This is a genomic window from Streptomyces sp. BI87 (assembly GCF_025957665.1).
In the GTDB taxonomy this organism is placed as follows: domain Bacteria; phylum Actinomycetota; class Actinomycetes; order Streptomycetales; family Streptomycetaceae; genus Streptomyces; species Streptomyces albidoflavus.
The window spans coordinates 1338710-1357139 of the sequence record NZ_CP110079.1 but is presented as its reverse complement, the minus strand read 5'-3'; the positions used below and the strand labels follow the sequence as shown (position 1 = coordinate 1357139).

15 protein-coding genes are annotated in these 18430 nt (G+C 74.6%); 11 read left to right on the top strand and 4 right to left on the bottom strand.

Annotated elements, in window-relative coordinates:
- The first annotated feature begins 4 nt into the window (after window positions 1–4).
- A complete protein-coding gene (locus tag OIM89_RS05755) occupies window positions 5–1447 on the top strand; it encodes an ATP-binding protein (protein ID WP_264491051.1) in 1443 nt (480 codons plus the stop codon).
- On the opposite strand, the gene OIM89_RS05750 is transcribed toward OIM89_RS05755, so the two are convergent.
- Window positions 1423–2415 (bottom strand): TAXI family TRAP transporter solute-binding subunit, encoded by a 993-nt coding sequence (locus OIM89_RS05750; protein ID WP_030698751.1) that lies wholly within the window; start codon window positions 2413–2415, stop codon window positions 1423–1425. The genes OIM89_RS05755 and OIM89_RS05750 overlap by 25 nt on opposite strands.
- Before the next feature lie 89 nt (window positions 2416–2504).
- Here OIM89_RS05750 and miaB point away from each other — a divergent pair, with 89 nt between their 5' ends.
- The 3 genes from miaB (at window position 2505) to OIM89_RS05735 (ending at window position 5394) form a co-directional block, all read left to right on the top strand.
- Complete coding sequence (gene miaB / locus OIM89_RS05745) at window positions 2505–4046, top strand: tRNA (N6-isopentenyl adenosine(37)-C2)-methylthiotransferase MiaB (RefSeq protein ID WP_037665512.1); 1542 nt, start codon at window positions 2505–2507, stop codon at window positions 4044–4046.
- Window positions 4047–4129: 83 nt separating this feature from the next.
- The gene (locus OIM89_RS05740) at window positions 4130–4846 is read left to right on the top strand and encodes a hypothetical protein (protein ID WP_264491050.1); all 717 of its coding nucleotides are present in this window, start codon (window positions 4130–4132) and stop codon (window positions 4844–4846) included.
- A gap of 62 nt (window positions 4847–4908) precedes the next feature.
- The gene (locus OIM89_RS05735; RefSeq protein WP_226964507.1) at window positions 4909–5394 is read left to right on the top strand and encodes a universal stress protein; all 486 of its coding nucleotides are present in this window, start codon (window positions 4909–4911) and stop codon (window positions 5392–5394) included.
- Between the two features lie 50 nt (window positions 5395–5444).
- Here the strand turns inward: OIM89_RS05735 and OIM89_RS05730 are convergent, their stop codons facing one another.
- Window positions 5445–5777: an antitoxin gene (locus OIM89_RS05730; protein WP_030698755.1), complete on the bottom strand. Its 333-nt coding sequence runs from the start codon at window positions 5775–5777 to the stop codon at window positions 5445–5447.
- Between the two features lie 88 nt (window positions 5778–5865).
- On the opposite strand from OIM89_RS05730, the gene miaA reads away from it, so the two are divergent.
- The 6 genes from miaA to hflX all read left to right on the top strand — a co-directional run bounded on the left by miaA (window position 5866) and on the right by hflX (window position 14085).
- A complete protein-coding gene (gene miaA / locus OIM89_RS05725; RefSeq protein ID WP_264491049.1) occupies window positions 5866–6804 on the top strand; it encodes a tRNA (adenosine(37)-N6)-dimethylallyltransferase MiaA in 939 nt (312 codons plus the stop codon).
- 107 nt (window positions 6805–6911) lie between these two features.
- Entirely contained in the window at window positions 6912–7358 is a 447-nt protein-coding gene (locus OIM89_RS05720) for a hypothetical protein (RefSeq protein WP_030698757.1), read from the top strand.
- A gap of 41 nt (window positions 7359–7399) precedes the next feature.
- Complete coding sequence (dapF, locus tag OIM89_RS05715) at window positions 7400–8290, top strand: diaminopimelate epimerase (protein ID WP_226964508.1); 891 nt, start codon at window positions 7400–7402, stop codon at window positions 8288–8290.
- A gap of 346 nt (window positions 8291–8636) precedes the next feature.
- Window positions 8637–10808: a RelA/SpoT family protein gene (locus OIM89_RS05710; protein WP_047471472.1), complete on the top strand. Its 2172-nt coding sequence runs from the start codon at window positions 8637–8639 to the stop codon at window positions 10806–10808.
- Window positions 10809–10912: 104 nt separating this feature from the next.
- Window positions 10913–12355 carry a M1 family metallopeptidase gene (locus OIM89_RS05705; protein WP_030698760.1) on the top strand — a complete coding sequence of 481 codons (1443 nt, stop codon included), beginning with the start codon at window positions 10913–10915 and terminating at the stop codon, window positions 12353–12355.
- A 203-nt stretch (window positions 12356–12558) separates the two neighbouring features.
- A complete protein-coding gene (gene hflX / locus OIM89_RS05700; protein WP_030698761.1) occupies window positions 12559–14085 on the top strand; it encodes a GTPase HflX in 1527 nt (508 codons plus the stop codon).
- A 79-nt stretch (window positions 14086–14164) separates the two neighbouring features.
- Here hflX and OIM89_RS05695 read toward each other — a convergent pair whose 3' ends face one another.
- Both OIM89_RS05695 and OIM89_RS05690 read right to left on the bottom strand, forming a co-directional pair.
- Window positions 14165–15370 (bottom strand): trypsin-like serine peptidase, encoded by a 1206-nt coding sequence (locus tag OIM89_RS05695; RefSeq protein ID WP_226964510.1) that lies wholly within the window; start codon window positions 15368–15370, stop codon window positions 14165–14167.
- Between the two features lie 161 nt (window positions 15371–15531).
- The gene (locus OIM89_RS05690) at window positions 15532–16749 is read right to left on the bottom strand and encodes a trypsin-like serine peptidase (RefSeq protein WP_030698763.1); all 1218 of its coding nucleotides are present in this window, start codon (window positions 16747–16749) and stop codon (window positions 15532–15534) included.
- A 261-nt stretch (window positions 16750–17010) separates the two neighbouring features.
- On the opposite strand from OIM89_RS05690, the gene OIM89_RS05685 reads away from it, so the two are divergent.
- A complete protein-coding gene (locus tag OIM89_RS05685) occupies window positions 17011–18369 on the top strand; it encodes a diaminobutyrate--2-oxoglutarate transaminase family protein (RefSeq protein ID WP_030698764.1) in 1359 nt (452 codons plus the stop codon).
- The last annotated feature ends 61 nt before the right edge of the window (window positions 18370–18430 follow it).

Below are 18430 nucleotides of genomic sequence, written 5' to 3'. Positions count from 1 at the left end.
GCCCGTGCGTACCCGCCTGCTCCAGCTCCTCATCACCCTGCTCGCCGTGGTGCTGGTCATGCTGGGCGTCCCCCTCGCGCAGAACGTGGCCGCAGCCGAGCAGCAGAAGGTGGTCGTCGACCGCATCGACGACACCGCCCGCTTCGCCTCCCTCGCCCAGTACGTCACCAAGCGCACCACCGGCTCGGCCCAGCTCGTCGGCAAGGACGAGCGCCGCGAGACCCTCCAGCAGGAACTCTCCCGCTACCACGCCGTGTACGGCATCAAGGCCGGCGTCTTCTACCGCAACGGCGAACCCATGGCCCGCGCCCCGGAGAACTGGGAGATCCCCGACACCGGCGACACCCGGGAGGCGTTCACCACCTCGCTGATGTCCCGCCGCAGCCACGACCCCGGCCAGGTCTGGCCCTGGCAGGACGGCCGGATCGTCGTCGCCTCGCCGGTGATCCGCGACGGCGACGTGATCGCGGTCGTCGTCACCGACTCCCCGACCGGCGGGATGCGCTCCCGCATCCTGCACGGCCTGCTCCTGATCGCCGCCGGCGAGGCGCTCGCCATGCTCGTCGCCGTCGCCTTCGCGCTGCGTCTCACCGGCTGGGTCCTCACCCCCGTCCGGGTCCTCGACGCCACCACCCACGACATCGCCACCGGACGCCTCAAGTCCCGCGTCGCCCCCGCCGGCGGACCGCCCGAACTGCGCCGCCTGGCCCGCTCCTTCAACGAGATGGCCGACCACGTCCAGGACGTCCTCGAACAGCAGCGGGCCTTCGTCGCCGACGCCTCCCACCAGCTGCGCAACCCGCTCTCCGCGCTGCTGCTCCGCATCGAGCTGCTCGCCCTGGAACTCCCCGAGGGCAACGAGGAGATCGCCTCCGTGCGCGCCGAGGGCAAGCGCCTGGCCCGGGTCCTGGACGACCTGCTGGACCTGGCCCTCGCCGAGCACGCCGCCCCCGACCTGCACCTCACCGACCTCGGCCAGCTCGCCGAGGAACGCGCCGCCGCCTGGCGCCCGCTCGCCGAGGAGTACGGCATCCGCCTGGAGGCGCACTGCCCGGCCGTCACCGGCTGGGCCGACCCGGTCGCCTTCTCCAGCGCGCTGGACGCCGTCATCGACAACGCCCTGAAGTTCACCCCCGGCGGGGAGCGGGTCACCGTGCGCGCCGCCTCCTCGGGGGCGTACACCACCGTGGAGGTGGCCGACGCGGGGCCGGGCCTGACCGACGAGGAACTGGAGCGGGTCGGAGACCGGTTCTGGCGCAGCGGGCGCCATCAGAACGTCCGGGGTTCGGGGCTCGGCCTCTCCATCTCCCGCGCCCTGCTCGGCGCCGGCGGCGGCAGCCTGGCGTACGCCCACGCCGAGCCGTGCGGCCTCAAGGTGACACTGACGGTGCCCCGGCAGGCGCCGGAGGAGACCGCCGGGGCTCAGGGTTTGACCGAGCGGAAGTAGCGGCGCGCGCCGTCGTGCAGCTCCAGCGGGTCGGTGTAGATCGCGGTGCGCACGTCGACCAGCTGCGCCGCGTGCACCTGGGCGCCGATGTGGTCGCGGCTGCCGATCACGGTGCGGGTGATCCGCTCCGCCAGGTCGTCGTCCATCCGGTCGGTGGTGACGAGGATGTTGGCCACCGCCAGGGTGGGCACGTCGGAGCCGCGCTGCGCCAGCGGATAGGCGTCGGCGGGCATCACGGCGGTCCGGTAGTAGCTGGCGGAGCCGCCGCCGTGGTGGAGCCGGTCGATGAGGGAGCTGAGCGGCAGCAGCCGGATCTCGTGCTCCTTCGACAGTTTCCGCACCGCCTGCGTGGTCAGCCCGCCGGACCAGAAGAAGGCGTCGATGCGGCCCTCACGCAGCGCCTGAGGCGTGTCCCCGATGCCCTCCGGGGAGGCGTCGACGTCCTTCTCCACGTCCAGGCCCGCGGCCCGGAGCACCCGCTCGGCGATCAGCCGCACCCCGGACGCCTGCTGGCCGATCGCGACCCGCTTGCCCCGCAGGTCGGCGACCTCGTGGATGTCGGAGTCCTCGTCCACGACCACCTGGATGTAGTCGTCGTAGAGCCGCGCGCTGCTGCGCAGCCGGTCCGCGTCGGGGCCGCCCTCGGCGCGGTACTGCTCCACGGCGTCGGCGGTGGCGATGGTGAAGTCGGCCTCGCCGGTCGCCACCCGCCGCACGTTCTCCTGCGAGCCCTCGCTCGGCCGGAGTGTCAGGTCGATCTCGGGGACGTCCTTGTCGAGGGCCTTGCGCAGCAGCGTGCCGTACTTGGCGTAGACCCCCGTGCTCACCCCGGTGCTCATGGTGAGCGGGGTGCGCGGCGGCGGCTCGCCGAACGGCGACAGCCACCACAGCAGCAGGGCGAGCGCCACCACCGCCGCACCCGCGGCGGTCAGGGCGCGCCCGCGCGTACGGAGGGGAACCGGGACCATGCGGGTGATCCTGCCAGCCCGGGCCCCCGCTGACCAGGGGCGGCCGCCCACCGGACAGAGCCCTGCGCGCGAGCCCTTACTCTGGACGGATGAGCGGGAACAACGTGGCGGGCGAAGTGGTGGACGGCGAGCAGGCGCACGCGGGCGGCGTGAAGACGTACGAGGTGCGCACCTACGGGTGCCAGATGAACGTCCACGACTCCGAGCGGCTCGCCGGGCTGCTGGAGGGCGCCGGGTACGTCCGGTCCCCCGAGGGCACCGAGGAGGGCGACGCGGACGTCGTCGTCTTCAACACCTGCGCCGTCCGGGAGAACGCCGACAACCGTCTCTACGGCAACCTCGGCCGGCTCGCCCCGATGAAGACGAAGCGCCCCGGCATGCAGATCGCCGTCGGCGGCTGCCTCGCCCAGAAGGACCGCGACACCATCACCAAGCGCGCCCCCTGGGTCGACGTGGTCTTCGGCACCCACAACATCGGCAAACTCCCCGTCCTGCTGGAGCGCGCCCGCGTCCAGGAGGAGGCGCAGGTCGAGATCGCCGAGTCGCTGGAGGCCTTCCCCTCCACGCTGCCGACCCGCCGGGAGAGCGCCTACGCCGCCTGGGTCTCGGTCTCCGTCGGCTGCAACAACACCTGCACCTTCTGCATCGTCCCCGCCCTGCGCGGCAAGGAGAGGGACCGCCGGACCGGCGACATCCTCGCCGAGGTGGAGGCGCTGGTCGCCGAGGGCGTCAGCGAGATCACCCTCCTCGGCCAGAACGTCAACGCCTACGGCAGCGACATCGGCGACCGCCAGGCCTTCTCCAAGCTGCTGCGCGCCTGCGGGCAGATCGAGGGCCTGGAGCGGGTCCGCTTCACCTCGCCGCACCCGCGCGACTTCACCGACGACGTGATCGCCGCGATGGCCGAGACGCCCAACGTCATGCCGCAGCTGCACATGCCGCTCCAGTCCGGCTCCGACACCGTGCTGCGCGCGATGCGCCGCTCCTACCGCCAGGAGCGGTTCCTCTCCATCATCGAGAAGGTCCGCGCCGCCATCCCGCACGCCGCGATCACCACCGACATCATCGTGGGCTTCCCCGGCGAGACCGAGGAGGACTTCCAGCAGACCCTGCACACGGTCCGCGAGGCCCGCTTCGCCCAGGCGTTCACCTTCCAGTACTCCAAGCGGCCCGGCACCCCCGCCGCCGAGATGGACGGGCAGATCCCCAAGGAGGTCGTCCAGGAGCGGTACATGCGCCTGGTCGCGCTCCAGGAGGAGATCTCCTGGGAGGAGAACAAGAAGCAGACCGGCCGCGTCCTGGAGGTCATGGTCGCGGAGGGCGAGGGCCGCAAGGACGGTGCCACCCGGCGCCTCTCCGGCCGCGCCCCCGACAACCGCCTCGTCCACTTCACCAAGCCGGACGAGGAGGTCCGCCCCGGCGACGTGGTCACCGTGGAGATCACCTACGCCGCCCCGCACCACCTGCTCGCCGAGGGCGCCCCGCTCGCCGTCCGCCGCACCCGCGCCGGCGACGCCTGGGAGCGCCGCAACGCCGCCCCCGCCCCGGCCCCCGGCGTCATGCTCGGCCTCCCCACGATCGGCGCCCCCGCCCCCCAGCCGGCCCCGGCCGGCGGCTGCTCCACCTGCTGACCGGGTACGCCCCCGGGCCGGGCCACGCGCCGTCCGGCCCGGCCCCGCGGCCGGCTGCCGGGGCCGGGGGTTAGGCTCCGGGCATGCTTGCCGCCGCCGTCTGCCCCTGCCCGCCCCTGCTCCAGCCGCAGGTCGCGGCCGGGGCCGCCGCCGAACTGGCCGCCCTGCGGGAGAGCTGTGCCGCCGCCCTCGACACCCTCGCCGAGGCCCGCCCCGACCGGCTGGTCGTCCTCGGCCCGGGCGCGGGGGAGGACCGCACGCCGTACCCGTCGGGGGCCCCCGGCTCCTTCCGGGGCTTCGGCGCCGCCGTCGACGTCGTCCTCGGCTCCCCCGCCCCCGCCCCCGCCCCCGGCGCCGCCCCGCTGCCCGCCTCCCTCGCCGTCGGCGCCTGGCTGCTGGCCGACCACGGCTGGGCCGCCTGCCCCGTCGAAGGGCTCGCGGTCGGCACCGGATGCCCGCCCGGGCGGTGCGCGGAACTGGGCGCCGAGCTGGCCGCCGGGCCGGCCCGCACCGCGCTGCTGGTCCTCGGCGACGGCAGCGCCTGCCGCACCGTGAAGGCGCCGGGCTACCTCGACGAGCGGGCCGCCCCCTTCGACGCCCTGGCCGCCGAGGCCCTCGGCGCGGCCGACACCGCCGCCCTGGCCGGACTCGACCCCGTCCTCGCCGAGGAGGTCGGCGCCGCCGGACGCGCCCCGTGGCAGGTGCTGGCCGGCGCCGCCGCCGGGGCGGGCCTGGCCGGGAAGCTGCTCTACGACGAGGCCCCGTACGGGGTCGGCTACTTCGTCGCCGCCTGGAGCTGAGCCGGCCCGCATGCCCGACCCCGCCCGGGGCACGAGCCCGGGCAGCCGAGAGGAGCACTTCCGTGACCGAGAACGCCACCGCGCCCCGCCCCGTGATCGTCGCCGGGGTCGACGGCTCGCCGACCTCCCGCGAGGCGCTGCGCTGGGCCGCCGAGGAGGCCCGGCTGCGCACCGCCATTCTGCGGGTGGTCTGCGGCTGGGAGTGGTCGAGCCCGTTCAACCTGATCGGCCCGGCCCTGGAGTACGCGGCGCCCGACGCCGACACGCCCTCCATGGAGGAGTTGACCCGCGCCAAGGTCGAGGAGCTGATCGGCGAGACGCTGGGCGAGGAGCCCGGCGTCCCCGTCGAGGTACGCGTGGTCCAGGGGCCCGCCACCCGCGTCCTGGTGGACGCCTCCGATGGCGCGACGCTGATCGTCGTCGGCACCCGGGGCCACAGCGGCATCAAGGGCGCCGTGCTCGGCTCGGTCAGCCGCCACGTCACCCAGCACGCCCGCTGCAACGTCGTGGTCGTCCGCGACAGCCGGGACCTGACCGCGGGGGAGTAGGGGAGGGGCGGGGCGGGCCCTGGTCGTGCGCCCGCCCCGGGCCCGCCCGGTCAGGAGCCGGCGGGGCCTTCACCCTCCGGCTTGCGGGCGCCCGTCTCGGGGTGCTGCGGGCGCGTGGCGTCCTCCCGGGGACCGGGCGCCTGCCCACCCCTCTCGGGCCCGCCCTTCTGGCCGCCGTCCTGGTTCAGCTGGTCCAGGGCGCTCTTCGCCTTGTCGGTGCCGGTGCGGATCTTGTCGCTGTACTTGCCCTTGGTGCGGCTGTCCACGGCCTGCGCGGCCTTGTCCAGACCCTGGTCGATCTTGTCGCCGTGCTGCCGGGTCAGGTCAGCGACCTTCTCCTTGGCGGGGGCGATCTTTGCCTTGAGGTTGTCCAGGAAGCTCATGACCTCAAGTTTTCCTCATCCGGCCGTTCTCCACCCCTCGGCACCCCTCGGCGCCGCGCGCCCGGCCCCGGTTTGCGAGACTGGGAAGGTGAGCAGCGCACCCCCCGCACCCCGGGTCATCGCCGTCGTGGGCCCGACCGCCGCCGGCAAGTCGGACCTGGGCGTCTTCCTCGCCCAGCACCTCGGCGGCGAGGTCGTCAACGCCGACTCCATGCAGCTCTACCGGGGCATGGACATCGGCACCGCCAAACTCGACCAGGCCGAGCGCGGCGGCGTCCCGCACCGGCTGCTCGACATCTGGCCGGTCACCGAGACCGCCAGCGTCGCCGAGTACCAGCGCCTCGCCCGCGCCGAGATCGACCGGCTCCTGGCCGAGGGCCGCACCCCCGTCCTCGTCGGCGGCTCCGGCCTCTACGTGCGCGGCGCCGTCGACCACCTCGACTTCCCCGGCACCGACCCCGAGGTCCGCGCCCGCCTGGAGGACGAACTGGCCGCGCACGGCCCCGGTCCGCTCCACACCCGGCTCGCCGCCGCCGACCCCGGGGCCGCCGCCGCGATCCGGCCGAGCAACGGCCGGCGCATCGTCCGCGCCCTGGAGGTCATCGAGATCACCGGCCGCCCCTTCACCGCCAACCTGCCGCGCCACGACTCCGTCTACGACACCGTCCAGATCGGCGTCGACGTGGCCCGCCCGGAGCTGGACGCCCGCATCGCCGACCGGGTCGACCGGATGTGGGCGGCCGGGCTGGTCGACGAGGTCCGTGCGCTGGAGGCCGAGGGGCTGCGCGAGGGGCGCACCGCCTCCCGCGCCCTCGGCTACCAGCAGGTGCTCGCCGCGCTCGCCGGGGAGTGCACCGACCAGGAGGCACGCGCCGAGACGGTCCGCGCCACCAAGCGGTTCGCCCGCCGCCAGGACTCCTGGTTCCGCCGCGACCCGCGCGTCCACTGGCTCAGCGGCGCCGCCGCCGACCGGGGGGAACTCCCCGGCCGGGCCCTGTCGTTGCTCGAACGAGCGGTCACAGCCTGATCACGTGATGGCATCGGGACGCTCCACCCGTCATCGGGGCACCTGACGGCGTGCCATCATCGACCATCGATCGACCAGTGAAGTCCGAGTTGGGAGGGCGCGTGGCGATGGAGGCCGGCCCTCGCGACACCACACACAGCAGACCGGAACCGCTCACCGCGGACGGTCCCGCGCAGGACGAAGGCGACGGCCTGGAGCCGCCCGCCGAGCCGCCCCAGGAGGTCGAGGTCGAGCTCCGTCCGCAGCGCCGCCTGAGGCTGTGGCAGCTCGCGCCGATCGTCGGCCTCGCCGCGACGGGCTCGCTGATGTTCGCCTTCCCGCTCGCCTTCGGCACCGGCGACGGCGGCGCCGTCATCGCCATGCTCGGCCTGCTCATCAGCTTCTGCGCGGCCGGCTGGGGCATGATGGCCGCCCGCCGCGTCGGCCACACCTGGCCCGGTCTGCCCGCCCGGGGCTCCGGCGGACGCCCCGACTGGCGGGTGGTCCTCGCCTACGCGGTGGTCGTCGCCGCCCTCGTCGTCCTCGCCGTCTGGCGCGTCGACCGCCTCCGCTGACCGTACGGGCAGCCCTCTGCCGGGCGCCGTACGATCGACCCATGAGCACGCGGATCGCCTTCCTCAAGGGTCACGGGACCGAGAACGACTTCGTCATCGTCCCCGACCCGGACAACACCCTGGACCTCTCGCCGCGGACCGTCGCCGTCCTCTGCGACCGGCGCGCCGGGATCGGCGGGGACGGCGTCCTGCACGTGGTGCGCTCCGCGGCCCACCCCGAGGCCCGCCACCTCGCCGACGAGGCCGAGTGGTTCATGGACTATCGCAACGCCGACGGCTCCGTCGCCGAGATGTGCGGCAACGGCGTCCGCGTCTTCGCCCGCTACCTCCAGCGCGCCGGCCACGCCGGCGAGGGCGACCTCCCCATCGCCACCCGCGGCGGCGTCAAGCACGCCCACCTCGCCAAGGACGAGCCCGGCGCCGAACCGGGCACCGGCCCCGTCACCGTCGCGATGGGCCGCGCCGTGCTCCCCGGCGGCGACATCACCGTGGCCACCGCCCACGGCACCGCCCCCGCCCTCAACGTCAGCATGGGCAACCCGCACGCCGTCGCCTTCGTCGCCGACCTCGCCGACGCCGGGGACCTGCTCTCCGCGCCCGCCGTCACCCCGGCAGGCGCCTACCCCGACGGCGTCAACGTCGAGTACGTCGTGGACCGCGGCCCCGGCCACGTCGCCATGCGCGTCCACGAGCGGGGCTCCGGGGAGACCCGCTCCTGCGGCACCGGCGCCTGCGCCGTGGCCGTCGCCGCCGCCCGCCGCGACGGGGCCGACCCGGCCACCACCGGCAGCCCCGTCTCGTACACCGTGGACCTGCCCGGCGGGCGGCTGGTGATCACCGAGTACCCGGACGGTTCGGTCGACATGACCGGGCCCGCCGTGATCGTCGCCGAGGGCGAGATCGACGCCGACTGGCTCGCCGGGATCAGCTGAGCCGCCGGGCCTCGGGAGGGTGACGTCGGTCACCCTCCGGGCCGGGCATACGAGCCCCGCCGGGCGTGTTGACGCCTGCACACGGCGGCGCTCTCCGGCGGGGGCGCGGCCGCGCGCACCACCCCTTACGGCCGGTACGCACCACGCGGTGCACGCCACGCCGGGGTCCCGGGGACGGTCGCTCGAATGGGTGATCCGTTTCACGCTCGGCGGGAGCGGGACTTCGGGCCGTGGTCGGCTCGGTAGCATCAAGCACCGGCCCACACGGGGAGACCGACAGCCCCCTCCAGCCCACCGCATCCTGGAGGGAACCCCAGCCCGCCGGTCGACGCAGCCGGAGGTGCCCATGAGTGCAGAGGCCACGAACCCTGCGACGACGCCTGCCATCCCCCCGGAGCTGCTGCCTCCGGCGGCCTCCCCGGGCGCCCGCCCCACCGCGCCCGCCGCCCGCAAGCGCCCCCGCCACCGCATCGACCTGCGCCGGCTCGGCCGCGCCGCCCTGCTCGGGCCCACCTCCCGCGACCGGCTGCCCGACGCCATCGCCCACGTCGCCGAGGCGCACCGCGCCCACCATCCCGAGGCCGACCTCGAGGCGCTGCGCCGTGCCTACGTCCTCGCCGAGGCGTCCCACCGCGGCCAGATGCGCAAGAGCGGCGAGCCGTACATCACCCACCCGCTCGCCGTCACCCTGATCCTCGCCGAGCTGGGCGCCGAGACCACCACGCTGGTCGCCGCCCTCCTCCACGACACCGTCGAGGACACCGACGTCACCCTCACCCAGGTCCTCGACGAGTTCGGGCCCGAGGTCGCCTATCTCGTCGACGGCGTCACCAAGCTGGAGAAGGTCGACTACGGCGCCGCCGCCGAGCCCGAGACCTTCCGCAAGATGCTCGTCGCCACCGGCAACGACGTCCGCGTCATGTCGATCAAACTCGCCGACCGGCTGCACAACATGCGCACCCTCGGCGTGATGCGCCCCGAGAAACAGGTACGCATCGCCAAGGTCACCCACGACGTGCTGATCCCGCTCGCCGAGCGGCTCGGCGTGCAGGCCCTCAAGACCGAGCTGGAGGACCTGGTCTTCGCCATCCTCCACCCCGAGGAGTACGCCGCCGCCCGCGAGATCGCCGCCGCCCACGCGAACGCCGCCGCCCCCGGCCCCCTCGCCGAGACCGCCGGACGGTTCCGCACCGTGCTCCGCGAGGCCGGCATCACCGCCGACGTGGAGATCCGCCCCCGCCACATGGTCTCCCTGCACCGGGTCCGCGGGAAGCGCGGCGAACTGCGCGGCGTCGACCTCGGCCGTCTCCTGGTCACGGTCCAGGAGGACGCCGACTGCTACGCCGTCCTCGGCGAGCTGCACACCTGTTTCACCCCGGTCGTCTCGGAGTTCAAGGACTTCATCGCCGTCCCGAAGTTCAACCTCTACCAGTCGCTGCACACCGCGGTGGCCCGCGAGGACGGCGAGGTCGTCGAGGTCCTCATCCGCACCCGCCAGATGCACCAGGTGGCCGAGGCCGGCGTGGTCGCCCTCGGCAACCCGTACGCCCCCGGTGCCACCGGCGCCGAGGACCCGCACGAGGGCGAGCGGGCCGACCCGACCCGCCCTGGCTGGCTCTCCCGCCTCCTGGACTGGCAGCGTGCCGCCCCCGACGCCGACACCTTCTGGTCCACCCTGCGCGAGGACCTCGCCCAGGACGGCGAGATCACCGTCTTCCGCACCGACGGCGGCACCCTCTCCCTGCCCGGCGGCGCCAGCTGCGTCGACGCCGCCTACGCCCAGTACGGCGAGGGTGCCCACGCCTGCATCGGTGCCCGGGTCAACGGCCGCCTCGCCACCCTCAGCACCGTCCTGAAGGACGGCGACACCGTCCACCCGCTGCTCGCCGCCGCCGGGGACGACGCCAGCCCGTCCCCCGACTGGCTGGAGCACGCCCGCACCCCCGCCGCCCGCATCGCCATCCGCCGCTGGCTGCACGCCCACCCCGACCGGCCCACACCCCGCCCCGGCACCCGCAAACCCCCGCTCACCGGCGCCGCCCCCACCCCCGCCGACGAGGCCCCCGAGGCCGCCGTCACCGACCTGCCCGGCGCCACGGTGCGCCTGGCCCGCTGCTGCACGCCGGTCCCGCCGGACGAGATCACCGGCTTCGCGGTCCGCGGCGGCGTCGTCACCGTGCACCGCTGCGCGTGTCCCTCGGTGGCCCGGATGGCCGCCTCCGGACGCGACCCCGTCGGCGTCCGCTGGGGCGAGAACACCGAGTTCCGGGTCACCCTCTTCGCCGAGTCCTTCGGCCGCCCGCACCTGCTCGCCGACCTCACCGAGGCGATCGCCGCCGAGGGCGTCGCCGTCATCTCCGCCACCGTCGAACCCCCCGCCGAGCAGCGCGTCCGCCACACCTACACCCTCCAGCTCCCCGACGCCGCCGGCCTGCCCGACCTGATGCGCGCCATGCGCGACGTCCCCGGCGTCTACGACGTCAGCCGCGCCCACCGCTCCGCCGACGCCCGCCGCTGACCCACCGCCCGCCCGTCACCCACCGCCCCGCCCGGCCCCCTCGTACGGGTGGCCCGGACGCGCGCCGCCGACCGGACGGCGGTGCCCGCTGGTAGCGGTGGGGGATGCTGCTCTCCGCCCGGCTCAAGGCCGCCCTGCTCGCCACCGCCTCGCTGACCCTGCTGGGCGCCGCCCCGCCGCCGCAGCCGCTCGGCATCGGCGACCCGCTCTTCCCGCACCTGGGCAACCCGGGCTACGACGTCACCGCCTACGACATCTCGCTCGCCTACTCGGGCGACAACACGGCGCCGCTGGACGCCGTCACCGTCATCGACGCCCGCTCCACCGCCCGGCTGGAGCGGATCAACCTCGACTTCGCGCACGGCGAGGCATCCTCGGTCACCGTCGACGGGGCGCCCGCCCGCTTCGCCCCGGCCGGGGAGGACCTGGTCGTCACCCCGGCGGCGCCGGTGCCCGCCGGGTCGCCGCTGCGGATCACCGTGCGCCACACCTCCGACCCGGCCGACCCCGCCGACGGCCAGGGCGGCTGGGTGCGGACCCGCGACGGGCTGGCCATGGCCAACCAGGCCGACGCCGCCCACCGCGTCTTCCCCTGCAACGACCACCCGGCCGACAAGGCCGCCTTCACCTTCCGCGTCACCACCCCGAAGCGGCTCACCGCGGTCGCCGCCGGACTGCCCGCGGGCAAGCCCGTCACCCGGGGCGCCGCCACCACCTGGACCTACCGCACCGCCCACCCCATGGCCACCGAACTGGCCCAGGTCGGCATCGGCGACCTCACCGTCGTCCGCCGCGAGGGCCCCGGCGGGCTGCCCCTGCGCGACGTCGTCCCCACCGCCGACCGCAAGGCGCTGGAGCCCTGGCTGAGCCGCACCCCCGGCCACCTCGCCTGGCTCCAGGACCGCCTGGGCCCCTACCCCTTCGAGACGTACGGGCTGCTGGTGGCCGACGCCGAGACCGGGTTCGCGCTGGAGACGCAGACGCTCTCCCTCTTCGAGAAGAACCTCTTCACCCACGGCGGCGCCGACCGCACCGGCACCGAGTCGATCATGGTGCACGAACTGGCCCACCAGTGGTTCGGCGACAGCGTCTCGCCCGCCGCGTGGTCCGACCTGTGGATCAGCGAGGCCCACGCCACCTGGTACGAGGCGCTCTGGGCCGAGGAGCACGGCGGGCCCGCGCTGGAGGAACGGATGCGCCGCGCCCACCGCGACTCCGACGGCTGGCGCGCCGCCGGGGGCCCGCCGGCCCGCCCGAAGGCCCCCGAGCCCGGCGAGAAGATCAGCCTCTTCCGCCCGGTCGTCTACGACGGCTCCGCCCTCGTCCTCTACGCGCTCCGCCAGGAGATCGGCGAGGCCGCCTTCGGCCGGCTCCAGCGGGAGTGGGTCCGCGAGCACCGCGACGCCAACGCCTCCACCGCCGACTTCGTCACCCTGGCCTCCCGCACCGCCGGACGCGACCTCTCCGCCTTCTTCCAGGGCTGGCTGTACGGCGAGCGGACCCCGGCCGTGCCCGGCCACCCGGACTGGCGCTCGGAGGCCCCCTGAGCAGCCGGTACCGCCCCGGCGGGGAGACCACCCGGATGCGTACGGAAAAGTCGGGTGACGCGGCACCCGGCCGGGTGGGAACATCTTCCTGTCGCGACGGAGCGGGCGGCGGGAATCTCCCGGGCCTCTCGTGCGTTGGGACACATACGGCGACCTCCGTCCAACGGCCGGGGCGCCCCCCATCGGATCGACGTAAGGACCCAATGACCTCCTCTTCCTCCCCTTCCCAGGACGTGCACGACATGCAGCACCCGCACGACGCGACCGGCCCCGCCGAGCCGCACGCCGAGAGCCTTCGGGCCGATGCCCTGATGGAAGAGGACGTCGCCTGGAGCCACACCGCCGACGGTGAGCGGGACGGGGACCAGTACGACCGTTCCGAGCGCGCGGCCCTGCGCCGCGTGGCAGGTCTCTCCACCGAGCTGGAGGACGTCACCGAGGTCGAGTACCGCCAGCTGCGGCTGGAGCGGGTCGTCCTGGTCGGCGTCTGGACCTCCGGCACCGCCGAGGACGCGGACCGCTCCCTGGCCGAGCTGGCCGCCCTCGCCGAGACCGCCGGCGCCCTCGTCCTCGACGGGGTCGTGCAGCGCCGCGACAAGCCCGACCCGGCGACGTACATCGGCTCCGGCAAGGCCCAGGAGCTGTACGACATCGTCCGCGACTCCGGTGCCGACACCGTGGTCTGCGACGGTGAGCTGAGCCCCGGCCAGCTCATCCACCTGGAGGACGTCGTCAAGGTCAAGGTGGTCGACCGGACCGCCCTGATCCTCGACATCTTCGCCCAGCACGCCAAGTCCCGTGAGGGCAAGGCCCAGGTCTCGCTGGCCCAGATGCAGTACATGCTGCCGAGGCTGCGCGGCTGGGGTCAGTCGCTCTCCCGGCAGATGGGCGGCGGTGGCACCAGCGGGGGCGGCGGGATGGCGACCCGTGGTCCCGGTGAGACCAAGATCGAGACGGACCGGCGGCGCATCCGCGAGAAGATGGCGAAGATGCGCCGGGAGATCGCGGCGATGAAGACCGGCCGCGAGCTCAAGCGCCAGGAACGCCGGCGCAACAAGGTCCCCTCGGTGGCCATCGCCGGCTACACCAACGCCGGCAAGTCCTCCCTGCTCAACCGCCTCACCGGCGCCGGAGTCCTGGTGGAGAACGCCCTGTTCGCCACCCTCGACCCCACCGTGCGCCGTGCGGAGACGCCCAGCGGGCGGCTCTACACCCTCGCGGACACCGTCGGCTTCGTCCGGCACCTGCCGCACCACCTGGTCGAGGCGTTCCGCTCCACCATGGAGGAGGTCGGCGACTCCGACCTGATCCTCCACGTGGTGGACGGCGCGCACCCCGCCCCGGAGGAGCAGCTGGCCGCCGTCCGCGAGGTCATCCGCGACGTCGGCGCGGTGAACGTCCCGGAGATCGTCGTGGTCAACAAGGCCGACGCGGCCGACCCGCTGGTCCTCCAGCGGCTGCTGCGGGTCGAGAAGCACGCCATCGCGGTGTCGGCGCGGACCGGCGCGGGCATCGGCGAGCTGCTCGAGATGATCGACGAGATCCTGCCCCGCCCCGAGGTGGAGCTGGAGGCGCTGGTCCCGTACACCCAGGGCCAGCTCGTCGCCCGGGCGCACGCCGAGGGTGAGGTCCTCTCCGAGGAGCACACCGCGGAGGGCACCGTGCTCAGGGTGCGCGTCCACCGCGAACTGGCGGCGGAGCTCTCGACCTTCGAGCTCGCCACCAGCTGACCGCACGAGAAGGCCCGCCCCCCTACCGCCGAGTCGCGGTAGGGGGGCGGGCCTTCGGCGTGCCCGGGGCCGGCGGGGGTCAGCTGCCGCCGTACTTCTGGCTCATCATGTCGAAGAGCCGCTCGGCCTGGCGGCCCAGCTGCGGGCCGGCGAGCCAGGTGTTGTCGGCGGGGCCGATGGAGGTGTTGGAGACCAGCAGGCTCTTCTTCCCCTCCTGCCGGAACCAGCCGCCGCCCGAGGAGCCGCCGGTCATCGTGCAGCCGATGCGGTACATCGTCGGCTGCCCGGGCGCGAGCGAGAGGCGGCCGGGCCGGTCGGCGCACCGGTGCATCAGCAGCCCGTCGTAGGGCGGCCCCGCCGGGTACCCCCAGGCGCCCAGCGTGCCGATCCGCTCCGTGCCGGGGGCGCGGAAGTCGACCTCCAGGGCGTTGCCGACGGTCTCCTCCAGCGACTTGGCGCCGCTCTCCGGCTTCACGTGCAGCACGGCGTAGTCGTACGGGGCGCCCGCGCCGCCCGATCCGGCGCCCTGGCCGATCCACTCGTTGGAGGTCGCGGCCCAGTCGGCCCACCAGGTGCCGTACGGGGCGGACTCGTGGGGAGCGGCGGCGGCGAGGCCGGCCGCGTCCTTGCCGAGGTCGTTGTAGGAGGGGACGAAGGCGATGTTCCGGTACCAGCCGCCCTCGGCGCCGGCGTGGACGCAGTGCCCGGCGGTCCAGACGAGGTTGGACTTCCCAGGGTTGCGGGGGTCCTTCACGACGGTGGCCGAGCAGACCATCGACCCGGCGGGGGCGTCGAAGAAGACCTTGCCGACCGGGGCAGCGTGGTCGTGGTACGGCGTCTGCTCGCGCTCGGCGGGGACGGCGCGCGGGGCGGGGTCGGTCTGTCCCTGGTCGGCGGTGGTGTCCTTGGTGGTGACGGTCTTGCCGGGGTCCTCGGCACCGCGCATCCGCTCGGGCTTCCACAGCCCCTGGATCACCGGGTTGACGAAGTCCTTCGCCTCGCGCAGCCAGTCGTCCTTGTCCCAGTCCTTCCAGGCACCGTTCTTCCAGCGCTCGGCGTCGATGCCGTGCTTCTTGAGCCGGTCGGCGAGGTCCTTGGCGGCCCGGGCGCGGTCGCCGGACTCCTTGCCGCCCTCCTGGGCCTCGGCGGACCCCTGCCCCTCGGCGGCGGGCTTCGGGTCGGGGTCGGGCGTCTCGCCGCCGCAGGCGGTCAGGGCCAGGGCGAGCGCGGTGGTGAGGGAGGCGGCGGCGAGCAGCGGGCGCGACGGCCCGCGCAGGGAACGCATGGTGCGGTGGTACCCCCGTGTACGGCGGGGAACGGCTCCCCGGTGGTGGCGTATGTCATGTGCGTGTCATGTGAAGCTCCGGGCGGACCGCCGGCAGGCGTACGAACGAGGCTGGGCCCGGAGCGAGCGGGCGCCCGGGGAGTTCCCCGGGCGCCCGGGGGTCACTTGTCGGCGAACTTCTTGCTGACCGCCGTGTAGATGCCCTCGGCCTCCTTGCCCAGCCGGGGGCCGGCCAGCCATCCGGCGTTCACGGGGCCGATGGAGGTGTTGGAGACCAGCGCCGGCTTGCCGTCGGCCCCCTCGGCGACCCAGCCGCCGCCGGACGAGCCGCCCGTCATGGTGCAGCCGATCCGGTGCATGGTCGGGTCGTCCTTGGTCACCGAGAGGCGGCCCGGCTTGTCCTGGCACTGGAACATCTTCTGGCCGTCGAAGGGCGGCGCCGCCGGGTACCCGGTCGCCGTCATCGAGGTGATCTTGTCCGCGGCCGGCGCGTTGAAGTTCACCGGGAGCGCCGAACCGACGGTCTCCTCCAGCGACTTGCCCCCGCCGTCCTGCGGAGTCACGTGCAGCACCGCGAAGTCGTACGAGGCGCCGTCACCGCCGGTCTGGCCGCCCTGCTCGATCCACTGGTCCGAGGTCTGCGCCCAGTCGCTCCACCAGACGCCGTACGGGGCGACCTGCTCCTGCGTGGCGCTCTGGAGCTGCTCGGTGGAGAGGGCGCCGTCGTTGTAGGAGGGGACGAAGATGATGTTCCGGTACCAGCCGCCCTCCTTGCCCGCGTGGACGCAGTGCCCGGCGGTCCACACCAGGTTGGACTTGCCCGGGTTGGCCGGGTCGGCGATCACGGTGGCCGAGCAGACCATCGAGCCCTTCGGGCCGTCGAAGAGGAGCTTGCCCGCCTCCGGCGCCTGGTCGTGGTACTTGGCCGGGACGGAGGCGGCGTCCACCGGCTGCGGCGTCGGGTCGGTCACGCCCTGGTCGCCGGAGATGTCCTCCTCGTCGACCTCCTGCTCGGTCGGGTCGTCCGCCTCGCGCATCCGGTCCGGGTCCCACAGGTCCTCGATGACCGGGTTGATGAAGTCCTCGGCCTCCCGCAGCCAGTCGTCGCGCGACCAGTCCTTCCAGGCGCCGTCCTTCCACTCGTCCAGATCGAGGCCGTGCTCCTTGAGCCGGTCCTTGAGACTGTCCGGGATGCGGATCTTGCCGTCGGACTCCGCGGAGGCCGAGGCCGACGGGTCACCCCCGGCGTTGTCCTCCTCGGGCCCGCAGGCGGTGGCGGTCAGGGCCAGCACCGCGCACAGGGCCACCGCGGAAGCCGCACCGGACCGGCCGCGCGCTCCCCTTTGGCGTCCGGGACGAAGTGGGCGTATGGGTCGCATGTCGGATTCCCCCTGGATTCGGACGTGAATCCGCCCTCGTGGGCGGCGGGTTGTGGCCCCCCAGACTATGCGGGTGCCCTGGGGGACGATCCACGGGGCGGCAACGGTTCCGTCACGAGGCCGCCCCCCGAGGCCGCGTCCGAAGGATCTCCTCCGCGCCCGTGTTCCTTTCACCGCACGGTCGTTGGTAGGTGCGGGGGGCCCGCGCCGTGCGCGGAACCACCGCACGACGCACCTGCTACCACGGGAGGAACCACACCTGTGGCCGTGACCGAGCAAGCCCAGGCGCCCGCCACCGCGACCACCGCGCACCTGGGCATCCTGCGCCGCCAGGCGTCCCGCGAGTCGGCCGCGCGCACCTACGCGCGCTCCCTGCCGATCGTCCCCGTCCGCGCCCGCGGCGTGACGATCGAGGGCGCAGACGGCCGCCGCTACCTCGACTGCCTCTCCGGCGCCGGCACCCTCGCCCTCGGCCACAACCACCCGGTGGTCCTCGAAGCCATCCGCAAGGTCCTCGACTCCGGCGCCCCGCTCCACGTGCTCGACCTCGCCACCCCGGTCAAGGACGCCTTCACCACCGAGCTCTTCGCGACCCTGCCCCCGGCCCTCGCCTCCCGCGCCCGCATCCAGTTCTGCGGCCCGGCCGGCACCGACGCCGTCGAGGCCGCGCTGACGCTGACCCGTACCGCCACCGGCCGCTCCGGCGTCCTCGCCTTCACCGGCGCGTACCACGGCATGACCGCCGGGGCCCTGGCCGCCTCCGGCGGCGGGCGCGAAGGACGCGTCACCCGGCTGCCGTTCCCGCAGGAGTACCGCTGCCCCTTCGGCGTCGGCGGTGAGCAGGGCGCCGAACTCGCCGCCCGCTGGACCGAGTCGCTGCTCGACGACACCAAGTCCGGCATCCCCGAGGCCTCCTGCCTGCTGGTCGAGCCGGTGCAGGGCGAAGGCGGCGTCAACCCGGCGCCCGACGCCTGGCTCCGCCGCGTCCGCAAGCTCACCGAGGACCGCTCGATCCCGCTGATCGCCGACGAGGTGCAGACCGGGGTGGGACGCACCGGACGGTTCTGGGGCGTCGACCACAGCGGGATCGTCCCGGACGTGATGGTGCTCTCCAAAGCCATCGGCGGCAGCCTCCCGCTCGCCGTCCTCGTCTACCGCGACGACCTCGACGTCTGGCAGCCCGGCGCCCACGCCGGAACCTTCCGCGGCAACCAGCTCGCCATGGCCGCCGGCGCCGCCACCCTCGCCCACGTGCGGGAGAACGGCCTCGCCGAGCGCGCGGACACCCTCGGCGCCCGCATGCTCGGCCGACTGCGGGAGTTCGCCGCCGGCCACCCCTTCGTCGGCGACGTGCGCGGGCGCGGCCTGATGATCGGCGTCGAGCTGGTCGACCCCACCGCCGACACCCCCGCCGGCACGCCGCCGCCCCCCGCTCCCCGGATCGCCACCGCCGTGCAGCGCGCGTGCCTGGACCGGGGCCTCATCGTCGAGCTGGGCGGACGCGGCAGCGCCGTCGTCCGCCTGCTGCCGCCGCTGACCCTCACCGACGAGCAGGCCGACGCGGTGCTCGACCGCCTGACCGACGCCCTCACGGCCGCGGCCAGGGACTTCCCCGGATGACCCCACCCGGCGCCGCCCCCGCTGAGCCGGCCGGCGCACGGAATCCGCTCCACGCCACAAG